This is a genomic window from Pseudomonas sp. F8002 (genome assembly GCF_013385495.1).
Lineage (GTDB): Bacteria > Pseudomonadota > Gammaproteobacteria > Pseudomonadales > Pseudomonadaceae > Aquipseudomonas.
In genome coordinates, this window is sequence record NZ_JACAPW010000024.1 from 21526 (window position 1) to 38408 (window position 16883).

Genomic DNA, 16883 nt, shown 5'->3' on the forward strand with positions numbered 1-16883 from the left:
CGGGCTTGAGCATTTTGCCAGGGCCGCTGCCGCTTCGGGCAATTCCAGCTCACTGAACACCAGCACCCCATGGCGCTTGAGCAAGGCCGCCGTCACGCCTTCGCCCGTGACCCTCACGCCGGTGAAGGTACCGTCATAGGTCAGCAGATTGCCGCACGACGGGCTGTTGGCCTTGAGTACGGCGACGCGGATATTGTGACGCTGTACCAGCGCCAATGCCTGGCGGGCGCCATCGAGGAAGGCTTCGCTGAAGTCTTCCCCCTGGGCCGTCAGCACCTGGGCGCGGCCTTCCCACACGTCAATCCCCTGCCCGCCCGGGATTTCGGCAGACGGCCGTGGCGTCGGCAAGCCACCCGCCACTTCCGGGCACACGGCAACCACCCGGCCTTCGGCCTGCCACGCGGCCAATTGATCGAAAGGCCCGCTGGCCCCTCCGTCGTAGCGTACCCGGTGCCCCAGCAGGCAGCGGCTGACCAGAATCCTTTGCATCATCAAAACGGCTCGTTGCCCCGCCGGCGAAACCAGCCGGTGAGGGACAGGCGTTCGCGGGTGGCGGGCATGACTTCATGGGGGATTTCCCCCGACAGGAATACCACCAGGCAACCGCCGGTGGGCACCACATCGTATTCGACGTCGCCCTTGAGGTACATGCGCAACTGGCCGCCATGTTCCGGCAGCCAGGCGTTGTTCAAGTAGATCACTGCCGACACCATGCGCCGGTCGTCATCGCGAAAACGGTCCACATGCTTGAGGTAAAACGCCCCCGGCGGGTACATCGCGAAGTGGCTTTCGAAGTCTTCCAGGCCCAGGAACAGGCCACGGTTCATCGCCACCCGCAGGCTGTCCATCAGCTCCAGGTAGTTATCGCAGGCCACCACCTCGCCCGGCTCCAGCCACTGGATATGGTCACCCCGGATGCCCTCGCGAATCTCCTGGGAAGGCCCCCGTCCGACCGCCGCGGGCGCCAATTCACCTTCGGCGGCGCGTTTTTGGCACTCAGCCGCCAGTTCGAGGGTCAGAGCCTCGGGCAGGAAGATATTCTGCTGCGACCAGCCTTGTGCGGCCAGGTCATCGACAATGCGTAACAGCAGCGGGTGATCGGAGGGTATGGGCATGGCGCGCATAGTATCCATACGCCTGTGAATCCGACAGAGCCGCCGAGCGTCTGAATACACTTTAGTCAGGTGACCGATAGGATTTCTCGACAAATCCTACGCCCGACACGGACAATAGTGGCCGACTGACAGGAGTCCATATGCGTCGTTTGTTTTTTTCCTTGCTGATGTTCTGCGTTTTGCCCGCCTGGGCAGACAGCCATGACCAGTTGTACAAGGTCGCCGGCTGGGCAGACCAGCGCGCGCATTTTAATGACGCCCTCAGTGCCGCCCAGCAACGCTACCGCAATAGCCTGCCGCCGGCGGTGTATCAGGCGCTGGTGGACAACAGCAATAAACGCTTCGCGCCCCAGTCGGTAGACCGGCGAGCCGAAGCGCAACTGCGCAAGAATTTGGCGGACCCTAAGCCGGCACTGGCCTTCTTCCAGTCGCCGCTGGGCCGCAAGATTGTCGCCGCCGAGTTGCTGGCCACCCGCCGCGATCAACTGGCGAAGAACGCCCAGGGCTTGCCGCACATGGAAGCCGATGCCACCCGCAGCCTGATCATCGGCCACCTGGCCCAGGCCCTGCCTGCGCGGGAAGCCGGGGCTGAAGTCAGCCTGGCGATTGCCGGCGTGGCGGCCGACAGCTTGAGCCAGATGATCCCCGGGCTGTTGGGCGGCGGCCAGGCGCAGGGCATGTTGAACGGCCAGCGTGAGCGCCTGATGCAGCAGATTGGCAATGATCTGAACAACACGCTGTTGTACGTCTACCGGGATTTGTCCGACCCGGAGCTGGAAGAGTTCGCGACGTTCGCGGAGTCGCCGGAGGGCAAGGCGTACTACAAGGCGGCACTGGCGGCGATTCGCGCCGGGCTGGCGGTCGGCCAAAGCACCTCGAGCCTGGCGCAGTAACCCTGTGGGAGCGGGCTTGCTCGCGAAGACGGTGTGCCAGTCACTGGTTATGCTAACTGATCGACCGCCTTCGCGAGCAAGCCCGCTCCCACATTTGGATTGCGTTATTTCAGGTGGTCGGTGAGAAACCTGAAGTATTGCTGCCGAATCTCCGGAATCTCATTCGCCAAGTGATGCCTGCCTCGCGGCAGCATCAACACCTCCGGCTGGTCGAACTTGCTGCGCAGCACGTTCAGGTTGTGCTGCCAGTCCACCGTCATGTCTTCCTCACCCTGCACGATCAACGGCCGCCGCGTGCTGCGTGGCGCCGCTTCAACACGTTTGATCCAGCGCGCCAGGGCGCCCACCCAGGCAGTCGGCAACTGCCGTGGCTGCAATGGGTCGGCCTCCAGGAACGGCTTGAACTGCGGGTCGTTGGTGTTATCGCTGAAGCGCCGGGCAATGCCTTTGACGAACGGCCGGAGCAGGTAATAACTGAGCTGCGACCAGCCCCAGGCGCGGGGCCGCACCAGCGGTGACAACAGGAACGTCTTGCCCTGGGCCGGGCTGTCGACGCCATGGCTAAGCAGGTGATCCACCACAATCGCGCCGCCGGTGCTTTGCCCGAACAAGTGCCACGGCTGCGGCAATTGCAGCGCCCTGGCCTGTTCAAACAACGCCTGCACCACGTCCTGGTACACCGCAAAGTCATCAATGCTGGCCCGCTCGCCGCTGGACAGGCCGTGGCCCGGCAAGTCGCAGGCGATCACCACAAAACCCTGGTCCAGCGCCCAGTCCACGGCATGCCGGTACAGGCCCATATGGTCGTAGAAGCCATGGAACAGGAACATCGTCGCCACCGGCACCGGTGGCCACCACACCTGGCAGACCACGTCGAACCCATCCACCGCAAACCGCCCCAGGCGGCTTGTCGCGGGCACCTTGCGGGCAGTGAGGTCCAGGCCGTAGAAGCGCTGGTAGACCCGGGCCTCGGCTGAAAGCGGCTGCGCGTCCACCAGTGGCCGCAAGCTTTCGCGTAGATGATCAGGGTCAAACGTAACGGGCATAAGAACTTCCAGACTGTGGCTTCAACGCATTGAACAGATGAATATCGAGCCGCGATATTCATCTGTCAGGGCAAGCATGGCAAGCTACGCGTCCTCCGAGGATTGATCCAAATGCGACAGCCCTACCGCACCACCCTCTTCGCCAGCCTGATCGTGATCATTTGCGCCGGGGTGTTGTGGGCGGCGTATGACTGGTTCCAGGGACGCTACCTGCGGGCATTCAGTGAGCATACGGCGGTGTTTTCCGGTGACAGCCTGAGCCTGCCGGCCGAGCTTGCCGGCCCGGGCCCGATCCGCCTGGTGCACTTCTGGGACCCCGCCTGCCCGTGCAATGTCGGCAACCAGCAGCACCTTGGCGAGTTGATCGAGCAGTACGCCCCCCAGGGCGTGGAGTTCTATTCCCTGCAGAAAGCCGGCAGCCACGGGCAGTTGCCCGCCACCCTGGGCTCGATGAAGGCCCTCAAGGCCGTGCCCGGTGCCCAGCATCTGCCGGCCAGCCCTGCCGTGGGCATCTGGGACCGCAGCGGCAAGCTGGCGTATTTCGGGCCCTACAGCGAAGGGTTGACGTGTAACTCCAGCAACAGCTTTATCGAGCCGATCCTGCAAGCCCTCGAAGGCGGACGCGAGGTCAATGCGACCCACACCCTGGCGGTGGGCTGTTATTGCGAGTGGAACGGGGAAACGTCTCCACCCTGACCCGGCAAGCTGAACAGACGCTGTTCGTTCGACAAACTCGAACAACTGTATCGGCACGCTCCTGTATCGTAAGCAACGAGCCGTACAAGCAGACGACACGGGAACACATGAGCCAATTAACCATCATCCTCTGGATACTCAACGTTATCGTTGATACGTCCGGCCAGTTGGCGTTCAAAGCCGCAGCCTCAGCCAGCGCCGAGCATGACGGCATGGCCCACTGGCGCCATATGCTCAAGCGTCCGTGGATCTGGCTGGGCATCATCTGCTATGTGTTCGAATTCGTGCTGTGGCTGGCCTTCCTGACACTGGTTCCGTTGTCGGTCGGGGTGATGCTGGGCTCCATCAATATTGTCGTGATCATGATTGCGGGGCGTTTCCTGTTCAAGGAAAGCCTGAGCAAATGGCGGTTGATCGGCATCATGCTGATCGCCTGTGGCGTGACCGTCGTGGGGTTCGAGTAATGAAACGGTTTTATATCCTCGGTTTTCTGTCGCTGATCATTTTCGATACCTTGGCGCAGGTCAGTTTCAAGTTCGCCTCGATTCATGCCGAACCGCTGACGATGGACGCCGCCTGGCTGATCCGCGTGTTCGGTGCGCCATGGATCTACGGCGCATTCGTGGGCTACATCGGCGCATTTTTCACCTGGATGACGCTGTTGAAATACGCCCCGGTGGGCCCGGCGTTTGCGGCGTCACACCTGGAGCTGATCAGCGTGACGCTGATCTCCGTCTGGCTGTTCAACGACACCCTTACCCTGCCCAAAATCGTCGGTGGCGCGCTGATTATCGCGGGCATCCTGTGCCTGGCGCGCAGCGAAGACAAAGAAAGCAAGACCGTCGAGGCCGAACCCTCGCAGACGCTGGCGTCATGACGCCCGTTGTCAGCCAGCGGGAGATTCCGCCAACGGCGGGGCTTCCCCTGCGCTGGCAGGACTTGTTCAACCGCTCGGGCGACCTGGCCCGCGACCTGGCCCGACAGCTCGACATCCCGCTGCCGGCCCTGCCCTGCTCCGGCACCGCCGCGCTGATCATGGCGCTGCGGGTGTTGCAGCAGCGCACGCCGGGGCGCACCGAGCTTATCGTGCCGGCCTATACCTGCCCGCTGGTGGCCCTGGCGGCCCATCACTGCCCGCCTTTGCGCGTGGTGGCGTGCGATCTGCAGCCCGGCAGCATCGACCTGGACGAACACCAGCTGGCGCAGCTGTGCAACCAAAACACCTTGGCGATCGTCGTCACTCACCTGGCCGGGCGTGTGGCGGATGTGGAGGCTGCCAAGCGCATTGCCGAGCCACTCGGCATTGCGGTGATCGAAGACGCCGCCCAAGCCATGGGCGCACTGGATGATGGAAAAAGCGTCGGACTGAAAGGCGACATCGGCTTTTTCAGCATGGCGCTGGGCAAAGGCCTGACGACGGCTGAAGGCGGTGTGTTGTTCAGCCGGGATCCGGCGCTGCATCAGGCGTTGCACCAGCAATGCCGGCAGGACTTGCCCTTCAGCCTGCGCTGGGAAGTGCAACGCAGCGCCGAGCTGTGGGGCTATGCCGCGGCGTATCAGCCCCGCGGGCTGAGGTACGTGTACGGCAAGCCGCTGCGGGCGGCGTTGGCGCGGGGCGATGAAGTGGCGGCGGTGGGCGATGATTTTTCCGTCAACGATATTCCGTTGCACCGCCTCGGCGGCTATCGCCAGAAGGTCGGCGCCGCAGCCCTGGCCCGCTTGCCCGAGCATTTGCAGCAAGGCCGCCTGCGGGCCTTGCGTCGCGTGGCGCAGCTGAGCAGCTTGCCCGGCGTGTCGGTGTTGACCGACAGCCCGGGCCAGCAAGGCACCTGGCCGTTCCTGATGGTGGTGATGCCCAGCGCACAAACCCGCGATACCGCGATGGCGCAGCTGTGGACGGCAGGCCTGGGCGTCACCCGCCTGTTCATCCACGTATTGCCGGGCTACCCGGCACTCACCCCGCTGTTACAGCAAGGCGCCGATATCCCCCGCGCGCAAAGCTTCGCCGCCCAGACACTGTCGATCAGCAATAGCCACTGGCTGACGGACGAGCTGTTCGAGCAAGTGCTGGATCATCTGCGGCGGATTCTTAAACGCTAGGCCCAGCTTTGATCGATACGGGTCAACAAGCGCGCATTCAGCTCATTCTGCTGCTGTTGCCAGATCACCACCTGGTTCTCCGGCAGCTCTTCCTGGCCATCCGACGCACTCAGCCAGCGCTTGAACTTGCTCTGGTAGTGGTAGGCGGACACGTCACCGGTAATGTCCGCGCCAATAATGCTGCCGTGGCAGGCGTCGATCAGCGCATTCAAATGCTTCTCCAGAAACTCGCCCTGGTCCCAATTGGTATTCACCACCTGCGGGCTCAGCACGTCTTTGTCGATGGAGAGATACACCGGCAGCGAACGGTCGAGCTGCGCCAGGAACGCGCTCATCAACTCGTCCGCGCTGGTGAATGCACGATTGCTGCGGCCTGCGCCGATCCAGTTCAACCAGCGGGTATCGACGTTGGTGTTCCAGTAGGTCAGCTTGCGTTTCACCAGCGGCGACCAGTGATTCTCCCAGGCGTGCTTGAGGGAAATGTCCGGCGAGCCAATGCCCAGCACGTGAACGTGCTCGACCTGCGGCAGGCGGCTGGCCCAGTAGACCCAGGACCCACAATGGATGCCAAACGGATAACGCATGTTGTCCGGGTGGTTATCGCAAATGATCAGCTGGATCTTTTGCTGGGTGGGAAGACGGTTCAACAACAGCTGGCTGAGGTGGTGATAATCACCGCTGCCGGTAAACACACAGCCGTAATCGCTGGGCATCTGCGCGTGCAGGGCGCTCTCCAGCTCCTTGAACTGCGCCCAGCGGCAGCCGAAACGGATTTTCTCCTGCCAGGCTTGCAACGGCAGGGTAAGGGCGCCGGGAATGTTATTCACGGCCCCGTCAAAATCGAGGATCAATGCGGGACGGGCCTGGCTCATGCGGTTTGCTCCTGCTGCCACTGCGTATCGCTTTCAAAATGGTGCCGGAAACGGTTCATCACTTTGCGCAGCAGCGGGTTCCTCACCCAGACCAGATGGCGGGTAAACGTGAACTTGGCGCCGAGGCTGGATTTGACCTGCGGATCGGTCCACCCCGCGACATAAAACTGCAGGCCCTTTTCCAGGGCGAACTCCAGGTTCACAAACCAACTGACGAAGTACAGGTTGTGCTCCAGCGCCAGCGGGTAGTTCAGGCCAATGTACTTGTCGAGCAACTTGCCGTCTTGCTGGTAGCACAGGTTATAGCCAACCAGTTCGTCCTCGTCCCAGTAGCAGAACACATGCCCGCCGCTGTCGGCATCGGTGAGCAACTGGATGAAGAATTCGGGCGTGAGCAAGTCGAAGTGGATTTCGCTCTGTGCGTACACCGCCTTGTACAGCCGATACAGTTCCTGCTGCCATTGCTCATCGCTGAAGCGGGCATCGCCGGTGTCCAGGATCTCGATGCGCAGCTCATCGCGGCTGCGCAACTTGCGGCGGATATTGCGGCGACGGCTATGGGACAACCGCGACAGATACTCATCCGTCGAGCTGAAGTCGATCGGTACATAGGCCAGCGCCTGGCCCTCTACATTGATGAATCCGCGCTCGGTGCAGGCCTCGATCAACGCGTGTGCATAGCGATTGTCCTCAACGCTGAGCAGCGGAGAATCCAGCGGCACATCCTTGACGATGGTGAGTTTGCGTTGCGGTGCACATTCCTCTTGCAGCCATTGCGCCATGTCCTGTGGCGCTACGTTCAGCGGGAACGGGGAATATTCGCTGACCGTGGTGCCGATAAAACAGGTGTCGATATGCAGCCATGACTGCCACAAACGGTACCCCGGCCAACTGCGCAGGCGGGCACGCAGCTCATCGTCTGCGGTGGTCTGCAGGTCGAACCTGGTGAAAAAGTACGGCAGTCCCTGTGCTGACAGCTGGGCAGTGAAGCCCGCCGGCGGGTATCGCAAAAAATTGCTGATCAGCGATGGCGTTTCCATGCAGCAGGCATAAGGCACCTGTGCACGGCTGGGATCTGTCATAAATTGCATTCCGAAAGTGATAGCAAAGGCGCGCCCGGATGACGGGGTGAATCATCGCGCCGCTGGTTTCATGTAACAGAGTAAACATAATACTCCGCCCACTCGCGGCCCACTTCAGAACCCCCACTTCATGCAGCTCAGGTTCAGGGAGCACGAACCCGAGAGCATTTTCCGCAGCGCTCGCCAAACCCACTAAACTGCCCGAATCTTCACGGTGACCGACTAATAAGGGACAACCCATGAAACGCATCCTGACCGCGCTGGCCATCCTGCTCGTAGCCCTTATGGTTGGCGCCGGCTGGTACGTGTACAGCAAGCAGCCGACCCGCCAGGGCACGGTGGAGCTGGCCCATCTGCAAGGTTCGGTCACGGTGCGCTACGACGACCGAGGCGTGCCGCATATCCGCGCCGAGAACGAGACTGACCTGTACCGTGCCCTCGGCTACGTGCATGCCCAGGACCGGCTGTTCCAGATGGAAATCATGCGGCGCCTGTCCCGTGGCGAGCTGGCCGAGGTGCTGGGGCCCAAGCTGCTGGAGACCGACAAGCTATTTCGCAGCCTGCGCATTCGCGAGCGCGCCTTGAGCTACGTCGAACACATGGACCATGAGTCTGCGTCCTGGAAGGCCCTGCAAGCCTACCTGGACGGGGTCAACCAGTATCAGGACAGCCACGCCAAACCCATGGAGTTCGACGTACTGGGCATCCCCAAGCGCCCGTTCACCGCCGAAGACACCATCAGCGTCGCCGGCTACCTGGCCTACAGCTTTGCCGCCGCCTTTCGCACCGAACCCTTGCTGACCTACGTACGCGATCAGTTGGGCAACGACTACCTGAAGGTCTTCGACCTCGACTGGCAGCCCAAGGGCGCGCTGAACCTGGCGGCCGGTGACTGGAAAGACCTCGGCGCCATTGCCCAGTTGAGCGAACAGGCCATGGCCGACAACGGCCTGCCGCAGTTCGAAGGCAGCAACGCCTGGGCCATCAGCGGCAGCCGCACCAAGAGCGGCAAGCCGTTGCTGGCGGGTGACCCGCATATCCGTTTCTCGGTGCCGTCGGTGTGGTACGAGGCGCAGCTGTCGGCGCCGGGCTTCGAGCTTTACGGCTATCACAACGCGCTGGTGCCGGTGGCGTTCCTGGGCCACAACAAGGATTTCGGCTGGAGCCTGACCATGTTCCAGAACGATGACCTCGACCTGATCGCCGAGAAGGTCAACCCGGACAACCCCAACCAGGTCTGGTACCACGACAAGTGGGTGGACATGACCAGCAGCGAGCAACAGATCGTGGTCAAGGGCCAGGACCCGGTAACCCTGACCCTGCGCACCTCGCCCCACGGCCCGATCATCAATGACGTGCTCGGCGAGAATGCCGGCAAGACGCCGATTGCCATGTGGTGGGCATTCCTGGATACCGAAAACCCGATCCTCGACGGTTTCTATCAGCTCAACCGTGCCGATACCCTCGCCAAAGCGCGTGCGGCGGCGGCCAAGGTCCAGGCGCCTGGCTTGAACATCGTATGGGCCAATGCCAAGGGCGATATCGGCTGGTGGGCGGCGGCGCAATTGCCGATCCGCCCGGCCGGGGTCAACCCGGGCTTTATCCTCGACGGCAGTACCGCCCAGGCGGACAAGCTCGGTTTCTACCCATTCAGCGCCAACCCCCAGGAAGAAAACCCGGCCCGCGGTTATGTGGTGTCCGCCAATGCCCAGCCGGCGTCACCCACCGGCATGCCGATCCCCGGGTATTACAACCTGGCGGACCGTGGCCAGCAGTTGAACGCGCAACTGAGCGACAACAGCGTGAAATGGGACGTGGAAAACAGCCAGGCCTTGCAGCTCGGCACCACCACCGCCTACGGCCCACGGCTGCTGGCACCGCTGCTGCCGGTGCTGCGTGAGGTGGTCAAGGACCCGGCGCAGTTGAAGCTGGTGGAGCAACTGGCAGCCTGGAAAGGCGATTACCCGCTGGACTCCACCAGTGCCACGCTGTTCAACCAGTTCCTGTTCAACCTCACTGACGCGGCGTTCCACCCGAAACTGGGCGATGGGATGTTCAAGACCTTGCTCACCACTCGGGTAGTGGACGCAGCCTTGCCGCGCCTGGCCGCTTCAGCGGATTCGCCGTGGTGGGATGGCCACCGCGCCGAGACCGTCAAGCTTGCCTGGGACAACAGCCTGCAACACCTCAAGGCGACCTTTGGTGAGGATCCATCGCAGTGGCAATGGGGCAAGGCCCACACCCTGACCCACGGCCATCCACTGGGCTCGCAGAAGCCGTTGGACAAGATCGTCAACGTGGGCCCGTTTGCCGCTCCCGGCAGCCATGAAGTGCCCAACAACCAATCCGCACAGATCGGCCCGGCGCCGTGGCCGGTGACGTACGGGCCGTCGACCCGACGCCTGATTGATTTCGCCGATGCCGCACATGGGCTGACCATCAACCCGGTCGGGCAGAGTGGTGTGCCGTTCGACAAGCACTATTCCGATCAGGCGGAGACGTACATCGAAGGCGGGTATGAGCAGGCGCATTTCAATGATGAGGAAGTGACGGCGAATACTCGTAGTACGCTCAAGCTGTTGCCGGCCAGGTAGATGCTTGAAATACGGACTGTGTGGGAGCTGGCTTGCCTGCGATAGCGGTGTGTCAGTCGATAGAAATGTTGACTGACACACCGCTATCGCAGGCAAGCCAGCTCCCACAGTTGATCTCCATTGTTGCTTCTAGCGGGTACGCAGCCGCCCCGGCGCCTCACCGTAGGTTTCCTTGAATTTCTTGCTGAACGCCGCCTGGGATTGATACCCCGCCCGAGCGGCAATATCCGTCAGGCTCAGCCGCGACTGATGCAGCAGGTTGAACGCCAGCTCCATGCGCAACTGCGTCAGCAACACCCACGGCGACACGCCCGCCACTTTGACAAACCCACGCATGAAGGTCGCCCGAGACATCGACGCGGCGCTGGCCAGGCTGTCGATGGTCCACTCATGCCCAGGATCCGCCAGCATCGCCTGCCAGGCCTTGCCCAGGCGTTTGTCGGTCAACAAGGCAAAGGTGCCCGCCACCGGCGCTTGCTGCGTCAGCCATGCCCGCAGGATCAGGGTGAACAACGCCGACGACAGCGCATCAATGAAAAACCGCGCCCCCAGCCGCTGCCCGTCCGCCTCGCTGCGCAGCAGTGCGATCAATGCCGCCAACTGCCCATCGGCCTGCCACTGCCGGCTGGACACCACCAGGTAGTCCGGCAACGCACTGAACAGCAACGACTGGCGGTTGTAGCGAAAGCTGCCGCAGAGCATGTCCACGTCCGGCTGCTCACCGCCCAGGCGATGGATCGGCAGCAAGCCGCCTTCGATCACGGTCTGCGCCACCGGCTTTACCCGCGCGCCCTGGCTGCGCACCAGGTGCGTCGCGCCACCGGGCATCAACAGGATGTCGCCCTCCTCCAACGTCACCTGCTGCCCGCCGGACAATTCGGCGCGGCACGTGCCCGTCAGCACAATGTGATACGGCGCCACGCCCAGCGGCTCGGGCTCGTGGTCCATGGCCCAGGCGCCCTGGAACTGGCAACGCAGGTCCAGGCTGCCCTGCAGGTTGGCCAACGCGATGAGGGTGTCGATGGAGTTCATTTGCGAGCATCGGTCAAAAAGGTGAGTGGATCGAACAAAAGCGCCAAACCTGAACCGCGCACACTGGCTTCACACCCAACCCGTTCAGGAGTTAACACGATGTTCAATAACTGGTCCGACTTGCTGCCTACCGTGAAGAAAGCCTTTGGCGCGCTGGGCAAGAGCAACCCGAAGATGGTCAAAGCCTACATGGCGCTGGGGGAAGCAGCCGAGGAAAATGACGTCCTCGATGCCAAGACCCGCGAGTTGATTTCCATCGCCGTGGCCATCACCACCCGCTGTGACGGCTGCATCGGCGTGCATGCCGACGCGGCGATCAAGGCCGGCGCCACCCGCGAAGAAGTGGCCGCGACCCTGGCCACCGCGATCTCGCTGAATGCCGGCGCGGCGTATATCTACTCGCTGCGCGCCCTGGAAGCCTATGACACGCTCAAACCGGCGCCGCAAAATTAAGCCGGAATTGTTGCGGCGTCACGCCCAGCCGGCGATTGAACACACTGCGCATGTGCTGGGCATCGCGAAAGCCGCATTGATACGCCACGGTCTTGAGCGGTGCGTGGGTGCTTTCGAGCATTACCCGCGCCGCATCCACCCGCGCCCGCTCGACGAACTCCGCCGGAGTGATCTGCGCTTCCCGGGCAAATACCCGCGAGAAGTTGCGCGCGCTCATGTTGGCGGCTTTGGCCAGGTCGGCGATGGTCAGGTCGCCCGTCAGGTTGGCCAATACATACAGCTGCACCAGCGCCACCGCCGAGGTGGCTTGCGCGTGGGGTGTCAGGAACGGGCTGAACTGCGACTGCCCGCCGGAACGCTGGGTGAACACCACCAGGCGCTTGGCCACGCTGAGGGCGACTTCCGGGCCGTGGTCCTGGGCCAGCAGGTACAGCGACAGGTCGATGCCCGCCGTCACCCCGGCCGAGGTGTAGAGGTTGCCGTCCTGCACATAGAGGCGGTCGGCTTCGACCTGGGCCGATGGGCACAAGCTGGCCAGATCGGCAGCGTCGCCCCAGTGGGTGGTGACGGTGCGCCCGTCCAGCAACCCGGCGCGGGCGAGCATGAAGGCACCGTTGCAGATGGAGCCGAAGCGCTTCGCCCGCGCGCTTGCGTCCCGCAGCCATTGATTGAACACCGGGCCGAAATCCTCGAAGGGCAGCTGCGGCCCGCCGGCCATCAACAGCAAGTCGTAAGGCTCGAGGGCCTCGCTGAAATGCCGGTGTGCCTGCAACGACAAGCCGTTGGAACAGGCCATGTTGCCGTGCCCCAGGCCAATCACCTCCAACTGGTAATGCGCCTCGGGCGGCAGAAAACGGTTGGCCTCGCAGAACACATCCAGGGGCCCGGTCACGTCCAGTGACTGGACGCCGGGGAAGATCAGGATGGCGACGGTTTTGCCCATGGATAGAAACACCTTTTTCCAACTGAATAAATGCAAAACCCCTGTGGGAGCTGGCTTGCCTGCGATACAGGCGACGCGGTCCATCAGGTATACCGAGGTGATGCTATCGCAGGCAAGCCAGCTCCTACATTTGATCGCGCATAGCCTTGGCGCGATATCGCGGCACATTGGCCGGGATCGCATCCTCGCCGCGATGGCCCCTTCGCGGGCGCGCGACCAGACTGGACTCATCGGCGCCAACCCCGGCGCTTTCTTGAGGAGAACGACCATGAGCACCACCATCGCCGGCATCAAGATCCCGGACAGCGCCCTGGCCAAGGCCACCACCGAATACATCCGCGACATCGAATCCGACCTGTTGTACCACCACTCCCGCCGGGTGTTCCTGTTCGGCGCATTGAGCGGCGAGCGCCAGCAGTTGGCCTATAACCCGGAGTTGCTGTACGTCGGCGCGATGTTCCACGACCTGGGCCTGGTGGAAGGTCACCGCAGTGACGACGAACGCTTTGAAGTGGACGGCGCCAACGCGGCGGCGGACTTTCTCAAGCCTTACGGGTTGAGCGATGACGACATCGAACAGGTGTGGTTGTCCATCGCCCTGCACACCACACCGGGGGTGCCCAAGCACTTGCGTCCAACCGTGGCGCTGGTGACGGCGGGCGTCGAAATGGATGTGTTGGGGATGGAGTACGCGGCTTTCAGCAGCGTGCAGCGCGAAGCGGTGGTGCACGCGCATCCACGGGGTGAAGGGTTCAAGGAGTGCATCATCTGCGCGTTTGCCGACGGCCTGCGCCATCGCCCGCAGACCACGTTTGGCAACGTGAAGACCGATGTGCTGGTGGATCAGGAGCCGGGGTTCAAGCCGATGAACTTCGTCGAGGTGATTCGCAAGTCGCCTTGGACTGCTTAACCCGAATTGGAATGCAATCAAAATGTGGGAGCGGGCTTGCTCGCGAAGGCAGTGGATCAGTCAATACATCCGGTGACTGACACTGCGCTTTCGCGAGCAAGCCCGCTCCCACATTTTTGATCCGGTTTCTTCAGGGCTATCTGATTAGACCGGTGCTGGAGCCCGACGCGAATCCGCCGGCTTCTCCCAACCATCCGCAGCCGCTTCTTCAATCGCCTGCTGGATCGCTTTCTTGCGGTGCTCTTCGGCACGACGGCTGAAGAACCACACCAGGAACGTCACGATCGACACCGCCAACAGAATCAGGCTGGCCACGGCGTTGATCTCGGGTTTAACCCCCAGGCGCACCGCCGAGAACACTTCCATCGGCAACGTGGTCGAACCCGGCCCCGACACGAAGCTGGCCAACACCAGGTCATCCAGCGACAGCGCGAACGACATCATGCCGCCCGCCGCCAGCGACGGCGCGATCATCGGGATGGTGATCAGGAAGAACACCTTCCACGGCCGCGCACCCAGGTCCATGGCTGCCTCTTCAATCGACAGGTCCAGCTCACGCAAGCGCGCCGACACCACCACCGCCACATACGCCGAACAGAACGTGGTGTGGGCGATCCAGATGGTCACCAGGCCACGTTCCTGCGGCCAGCCGATCATCTGCGCCATGGCCACGAACAGCAGCAACAGCGACAGGCCGGTGATCACTTCCGGCATCACCAGCGGCGCCGTCACCAGGCCGCCGAACAGCGTGCGGCCCTTGAACTGGCTGATGCGCGTCAGCACGAACGCCGCCAATGTACCGAGTGCCACCGCCGCAATCGCGGTGTAGCAGGCGATTTCCAGGGAGCGGCCGACCGAGCCCATCAACTGGGTGTTGTCCAATAGGCCCACATACCACTTGATCGACCAACCGCCCCACACCGTCACCAGTTTGGATTCGTTGAACGAGTAGATCACCAGGATCAGCATCGGCAGGTAGATGAACAGCAACCCCGCCACCAGCATGAAGCTTGAGAAACTGACGCGCTTCATATCTTGCCCTCCATCTCTTTGGCTTGGCTGCGGTTGAACAGGATGATCGGCACGATCAGGATCGCCAGCATCACTACCGCCAGGGCAGACGCCACCGGCCAGTCACGGTTGTTGAAGAATTCTTGCCACAACACTTTACCGATCATCAGGGTCTCCGGACCGCCCAGCAGTTCCGGGATCACGAACTCGCCCACCACCGGGATAAACACCAGCATGCAGCCGGCGATGATGCCGTTCTTGGACAGCGGCACGGTGATTTTCCAGAAGCTGTTGAAGGTACTCGAACCCAGGTCCGATGCGGCTTCCAGCAGGCTCTGGTCGTGCTTCACCAGGTTGGCGTACAGCGGCAGGATCATGAACGGCAGGTACGAATAGACCACGCCGATATACACCGCAATGTTGGTGTTGAGGATCTGCAGCGGTTCGTTGATCAACCCGATGGACATCAGGAAGCCGTTGAGCAAACCGTTGTTGCTGAGGATGCCCATCCACGCATAGACCCGGATCAGGATCGCAGTCCAGGTCGGCATCATGATCAGCAGCACCAGCACGGTCTGGATTTCCTTGCGTGCGCTGGCAATGGCGTAGGCCATCGGGTAGCCGATCAGCAGGCAGAGGATGGTGCTGAAAAACGCCATCTTCAGCGAGCCCAGGTACGCCGCGATGTACAACTCGTCATCGCCCAGCATCCCGTAGTTGGCCAGGTTCAGCACCAACTGCAGTTTCTGTTCAACGAAGGTGTAGATCTCGGTGTAAGGCGGGATCGCCACGTCGGCTTCGGCAAAGCTGATCTTCAAGACGATGAAGAACGGCAGCATGAAGAACAGGAACAACCAGAGGAAAGGGATCCCGATGACCACATGCCGGCCACCGGGGGTTATTCGTTGCAGCTGGCGTTTGAACTTCTTCATGTTCATGAGCGAAGTACCACGCCGCTGTCGTCTTCCCACCACACGTACACCTGGTCGCCCCAGGTAGGGCGCTGGCCACGGCGTTCGGCGTTGGCCACGAAGGATTGCACCAGCTTGCCGCTCGGCAATTCGACGTAGAACACCGAATGGCCGCCGAGGTAGGCGATGTCATGCACCTTGCCGCTGGACCAGTTGTGCTCGCAGGTCGGCATTTCGGTGGTCACCAGCAGCTTTTCAGGGCGGATGGCGTAGGTCACCGACTTGTCTTCCACCGAAGTGGCGATGCCGTAGCCGACGTAGATATCGCGGTCCAGGTCCGGGCACTTGAGTACCGCGTGGCCTTCGGCGTCGTCCACCACCTGGGTGTCGAAGATGTTGACGTTGCCGATGAACTCGCACACCAGGCGGCTGGTCGGCGTTTCATAGATGTCGATCGGGCTGCCGATCTGGGCGATCCAGCCCAGGTGCATGATCGCGATGCGCTCGGCCATGGTCATGGCTTCTTCCTGGTCGTGGGTCACCATCACGCAGGTCACGCCCACGCGCTCGATGATCTCCACCAGTTCCAGTTGCATCTGCGAACGCAGCTTCTTGTCGAGTGCGCCCATCGGCTCATCGAGCAGCAGCAGTTTCGGACGCTTGGCCAGGGAACGCGCCAGCGCCACCCGCTGACGCTGGCCGCCGGACAGCTGGTGCGGCTTGCGCTTGGCGTACTGGCTCATCTGCACCAGCTTGAGCATCTCGGCCACGCGGGCGTCGACCTCGGCCTTGGGGATCTTGTCCTGCTGCAGGCCAAACGCGATGTTCTGGGCCACGGTCATGTGGGGGAACAAGGCGTAGGACTGGAACATCATGTTGATCGGCCGCTCGTACGGCGGCATGTCGGTGATGTCCACACCGTCGAGGTAAATGCGTCCTTCCGTTGGGCGCTCGAAGCCTGCGAGCATGCGCAGCAAGGTGGATTTGCCCGAACCCGATCCGCCGAGCAAGGCGAAGATTTCGCCTTTCTTGATTTCCAGGGACACATCGTCCACCGCAATCGTCTCGTCGAACTTCTTCGTGACCCGGTCGATTTTGACCAGCACCTTTTTCGGTGTCTGGTCGCCCTCGAGGGCTTTCTTATAGGCGCCGGAGGCAACTGCCATTTACGAAACTCCCAGAATAAAAAGAGTGCAGCTCGCCCAATACGGGCCAGCCTTGGATA

At 62.2% G+C, this 16883-nt stretch carries 18 protein-coding genes; 8 read left to right on the forward strand and 10 right to left on the reverse strand.

The genetic code is table 11. The features are described from left to right. Positions 1-489: DUF523 domain-containing protein (locus HX811_RS17980; protein WP_177046885.1), on the reverse strand; the 489-nt coding region annotated here is incomplete at its 3' end. 2 nt (positions 490-491) lie between these two features. Beyond that, the gene (locus tag HX811_RS17985; RefSeq protein WP_003213854.1) at positions 492-1124 is read right to left on the reverse strand and encodes a 2OG-Fe(II) oxygenase; all 633 of its coding nucleotides are present in this window, start codon (positions 1122-1124) and stop codon (positions 492-494) included. A 131-nt stretch (positions 1125-1255) separates the two neighbouring features. Between HX811_RS17985 and HX811_RS17990 the strand changes: the two genes are divergently transcribed. Beyond that, positions 1256-2008 carry a DUF2059 domain-containing protein gene (locus HX811_RS17990; protein WP_177041151.1) on the forward strand — a complete coding sequence of 251 codons (753 nt, stop codon included), beginning with the start codon at positions 1256-1258 and terminating at the stop codon, positions 2006-2008. Between the two features lie 104 nt (positions 2009-2112). Here the strand turns inward: HX811_RS17990 and HX811_RS17995 are convergent, their stop codons facing one another. Then, positions 2113-3054 (reverse strand): alpha/beta hydrolase, encoded by a 942-nt coding sequence (locus tag HX811_RS17995; RefSeq protein WP_177046775.1) that lies wholly within the window; start codon positions 3052-3054, stop codon positions 2113-2115. A gap of 111 nt (positions 3055-3165) precedes the next feature. On the opposite strand from HX811_RS17995, the gene HX811_RS18000 reads away from it, so the two are divergent. The 4 genes from HX811_RS18000 to HX811_RS18015 all read left to right on the forward strand — a co-directional run bounded on the left by HX811_RS18000 (position 3166) and on the right by HX811_RS18015 (position 5850). Further along, positions 3166-3750, forward strand: a complete 585-nt coding sequence (locus HX811_RS18000) for a DUF6436 domain-containing protein (RefSeq protein ID WP_003213861.1) — start codon at positions 3166-3168, stop codon at positions 3748-3750. Between the two features lie 107 nt (positions 3751-3857). Next, positions 3858-4214: an EamA family transporter gene (locus tag HX811_RS18005; RefSeq protein WP_003213864.1), complete on the forward strand. Its 357-nt coding sequence runs from the start codon at positions 3858-3860 to the stop codon at positions 4212-4214. Then, positions 4214-4627 (forward strand): multidrug efflux SMR transporter, encoded by a 414-nt coding sequence (locus tag HX811_RS18010; protein WP_008438917.1) that lies wholly within the window; start codon positions 4214-4216, stop codon positions 4625-4627. The genes HX811_RS18005 and HX811_RS18010 overlap by 1 nt, the downstream gene beginning before the upstream one ends. Then, positions 4624-5850, forward strand: a complete 1227-nt coding sequence (locus HX811_RS18015) for a DegT/DnrJ/EryC1/StrS family aminotransferase (protein ID WP_134327492.1) — start codon at positions 4624-4626, stop codon at positions 5848-5850. Before HX811_RS18010 ends, HX811_RS18015 begins: the two co-directional genes overlap by 4 nt. Here the strand turns inward: HX811_RS18015 and HX811_RS18020 are convergent. Both HX811_RS18020 and HX811_RS18025 read right to left on the reverse strand, forming a co-directional pair. Beyond that, complete coding sequence (locus HX811_RS18020) at positions 5847-6722, reverse strand: hypothetical protein (protein WP_087693269.1); 876 nt, start codon at positions 6720-6722, stop codon at positions 5847-5849. The two genes, HX811_RS18015 and HX811_RS18020, sit on opposite strands and share 4 nt — an antisense overlap. Next, the gene (locus HX811_RS18025) at positions 6719-7804 is read right to left on the reverse strand and encodes a GNAT family N-acetyltransferase (RefSeq protein WP_177046777.1); all 1086 of its coding nucleotides are present in this window, start codon (positions 7802-7804) and stop codon (positions 6719-6721) included. The genes HX811_RS18020 and HX811_RS18025 overlap by 4 nt, the downstream gene beginning before the upstream one ends. A gap of 239 nt (positions 7805-8043) precedes the next feature. Here HX811_RS18025 and HX811_RS18030 point away from each other — a divergent pair, with 239 nt between their 5' ends. Then, positions 8044-10398 (forward strand): penicillin acylase family protein, encoded by a 2355-nt coding sequence (locus HX811_RS18030; protein ID WP_177046779.1) that lies wholly within the window; start codon positions 8044-8046, stop codon positions 10396-10398. A gap of 129 nt (positions 10399-10527) precedes the next feature. Here the strand turns inward: HX811_RS18030 and HX811_RS18035 are convergent, their stop codons facing one another. After that, on the reverse strand, positions 10528-11430 hold the full coding sequence (locus HX811_RS18035; RefSeq protein ID WP_177046781.1) for an AraC family transcriptional regulator: 903 nt from the start codon (positions 11428-11430) through the stop codon (positions 10528-10530). A gap of 99 nt (positions 11431-11529) precedes the next feature. On the opposite strand from HX811_RS18035, the gene HX811_RS18040 reads away from it, so the two are divergent. Next, on the forward strand, positions 11530-11883 hold the full coding sequence (locus tag HX811_RS18040; RefSeq protein ID WP_008438910.1) for a carboxymuconolactone decarboxylase family protein: 354 nt from the start codon (positions 11530-11532) through the stop codon (positions 11881-11883). Here the strand turns inward: HX811_RS18040 and HX811_RS18045 are convergent. Continuing rightward, a complete protein-coding gene (locus tag HX811_RS18045; RefSeq protein ID WP_177009079.1) occupies positions 11861-12826 on the reverse strand; it encodes a GlxA family transcriptional regulator in 966 nt (321 codons plus the stop codon). The genes HX811_RS18040 and HX811_RS18045 overlap by 23 nt on opposite strands. Positions 12827-13094: 268 nt before the next feature. Between HX811_RS18045 and HX811_RS18050 the strand changes: the two genes are divergently transcribed. After that, entirely contained in the window at positions 13095-13736 is a 642-nt protein-coding gene (locus HX811_RS18050; protein WP_177046783.1) for an HD domain-containing protein, read from the forward strand. 144 nt (positions 13737-13880) lie between these two features. Here HX811_RS18050 and HX811_RS18055 read toward each other — a convergent pair whose 3' ends face one another. The 3 genes from HX811_RS18055 to HX811_RS18065 are packed head-to-tail and all read right to left on the reverse strand — an operon-like array spanning position 13881 to position 16824. Next, positions 13881-14768: an ABC transporter permease subunit gene (locus HX811_RS18055; RefSeq protein WP_008438909.1), complete on the reverse strand. Its 888-nt coding sequence runs from the start codon at positions 14766-14768 to the stop codon at positions 13881-13883. Next, positions 14765-15685 carry an ABC transporter permease subunit gene (locus HX811_RS18060; protein WP_003213882.1) on the reverse strand — a complete coding sequence of 307 codons (921 nt, stop codon included), beginning with the start codon at positions 15683-15685 and terminating at the stop codon, positions 14765-14767. The genes HX811_RS18055 and HX811_RS18060 overlap by 4 nt, the downstream gene beginning before the upstream one ends. Continuing rightward, positions 15682-16824 (reverse strand): ABC transporter ATP-binding protein, encoded by a 1143-nt coding sequence (locus HX811_RS18065; RefSeq protein ID WP_003195240.1) that lies wholly within the window; start codon positions 16822-16824, stop codon positions 15682-15684. The genes HX811_RS18060 and HX811_RS18065 overlap by 4 nt, the downstream gene beginning before the upstream one ends. Positions 16825-16883 lie beyond the last annotated feature (59 nt).

Coding starts and splice junctions, on each gene's coding strand:
- HX811_RS17985 (WP_003213854.1), bottom strand. CDS start 1,124: ATGCGCGCCATGCCCATACCCTCCGATCACCCGCTGCTGTTACGCATT.
- HX811_RS17990 (WP_177041151.1), top strand. CDS start 1,256: ATGCGTCGTTTGTTTTTTTCCTTGCTGATGTTCTGCGTTTTGCCCGCC.
- HX811_RS17995 (WP_177046775.1), bottom strand. CDS start 3,054: ATGCCCGTTACGTTTGACCCTGATCATCTACGCGAAAGCTTGCGGCCA.
- HX811_RS18000 (WP_003213861.1), top strand. CDS start 3,166: ATGCGACAGCCCTACCGCACCACCCTCTTCGCCAGCCTGATCGTGATC.
- HX811_RS18005 (WP_003213864.1), top strand. CDS start 3,858: ATGAGCCAATTAACCATCATCCTCTGGATACTCAACGTTATCGTTGAT.
- HX811_RS18010 (WP_008438917.1), top strand. CDS start 4,214: ATGAAACGGTTTTATATCCTCGGTTTTCTGTCGCTGATCATTTTCGAT.
- HX811_RS18015 (WP_134327492.1), top strand. CDS start 4,624: ATGACGCCCGTTGTCAGCCAGCGGGAGATTCCGCCAACGGCGGGGCTT.
- HX811_RS18020 (WP_087693269.1), bottom strand. CDS start 6,722: ATGAGCCAGGCCCGTCCCGCATTGATCCTCGATTTTGACGGGGCCGTG.
- HX811_RS18025 (WP_177046777.1), bottom strand. CDS start 7,804: ATGACAGATCCCAGCCGTGCACAGGTGCCTTATGCCTGCTGCATGGAA.
- HX811_RS18030 (WP_177046779.1), top strand. CDS start 8,044: ATGAAACGCATCCTGACCGCGCTGGCCATCCTGCTCGTAGCCCTTATG.
- HX811_RS18035 (WP_177046781.1), bottom strand. CDS start 11,430: ATGAACTCCATCGACACCCTCATCGCGTTGGCCAACCTGCAGGGCAGC.
- HX811_RS18040 (WP_008438910.1), top strand. CDS start 11,530: ATGTTCAATAACTGGTCCGACTTGCTGCCTACCGTGAAGAAAGCCTTT.
- HX811_RS18045 (WP_177009079.1), bottom strand. CDS start 12,826: ATGGGCAAAACCGTCGCCATCCTGATCTTCCCCGGCGTCCAGTCACTG.
- HX811_RS18050 (WP_177046783.1), top strand. CDS start 13,095: ATGAGCACCACCATCGCCGGCATCAAGATCCCGGACAGCGCCCTGGCC.
- HX811_RS18055 (WP_008438909.1), bottom strand. CDS start 14,768: ATGAAGCGCGTCAGTTTCTCAAGCTTCATGCTGGTGGCGGGGTTGCTG.
- HX811_RS18060 (WP_003213882.1), bottom strand. CDS start 15,685: ATGAACATGAAGAAGTTCAAACGCCAGCTGCAACGAATAACCCCCGGT.
- HX811_RS18065 (WP_003195240.1), bottom strand. CDS start 16,824: ATGGCAGTTGCCTCCGGCGCCTATAAGAAAGCCCTCGAGGGCGACCAG.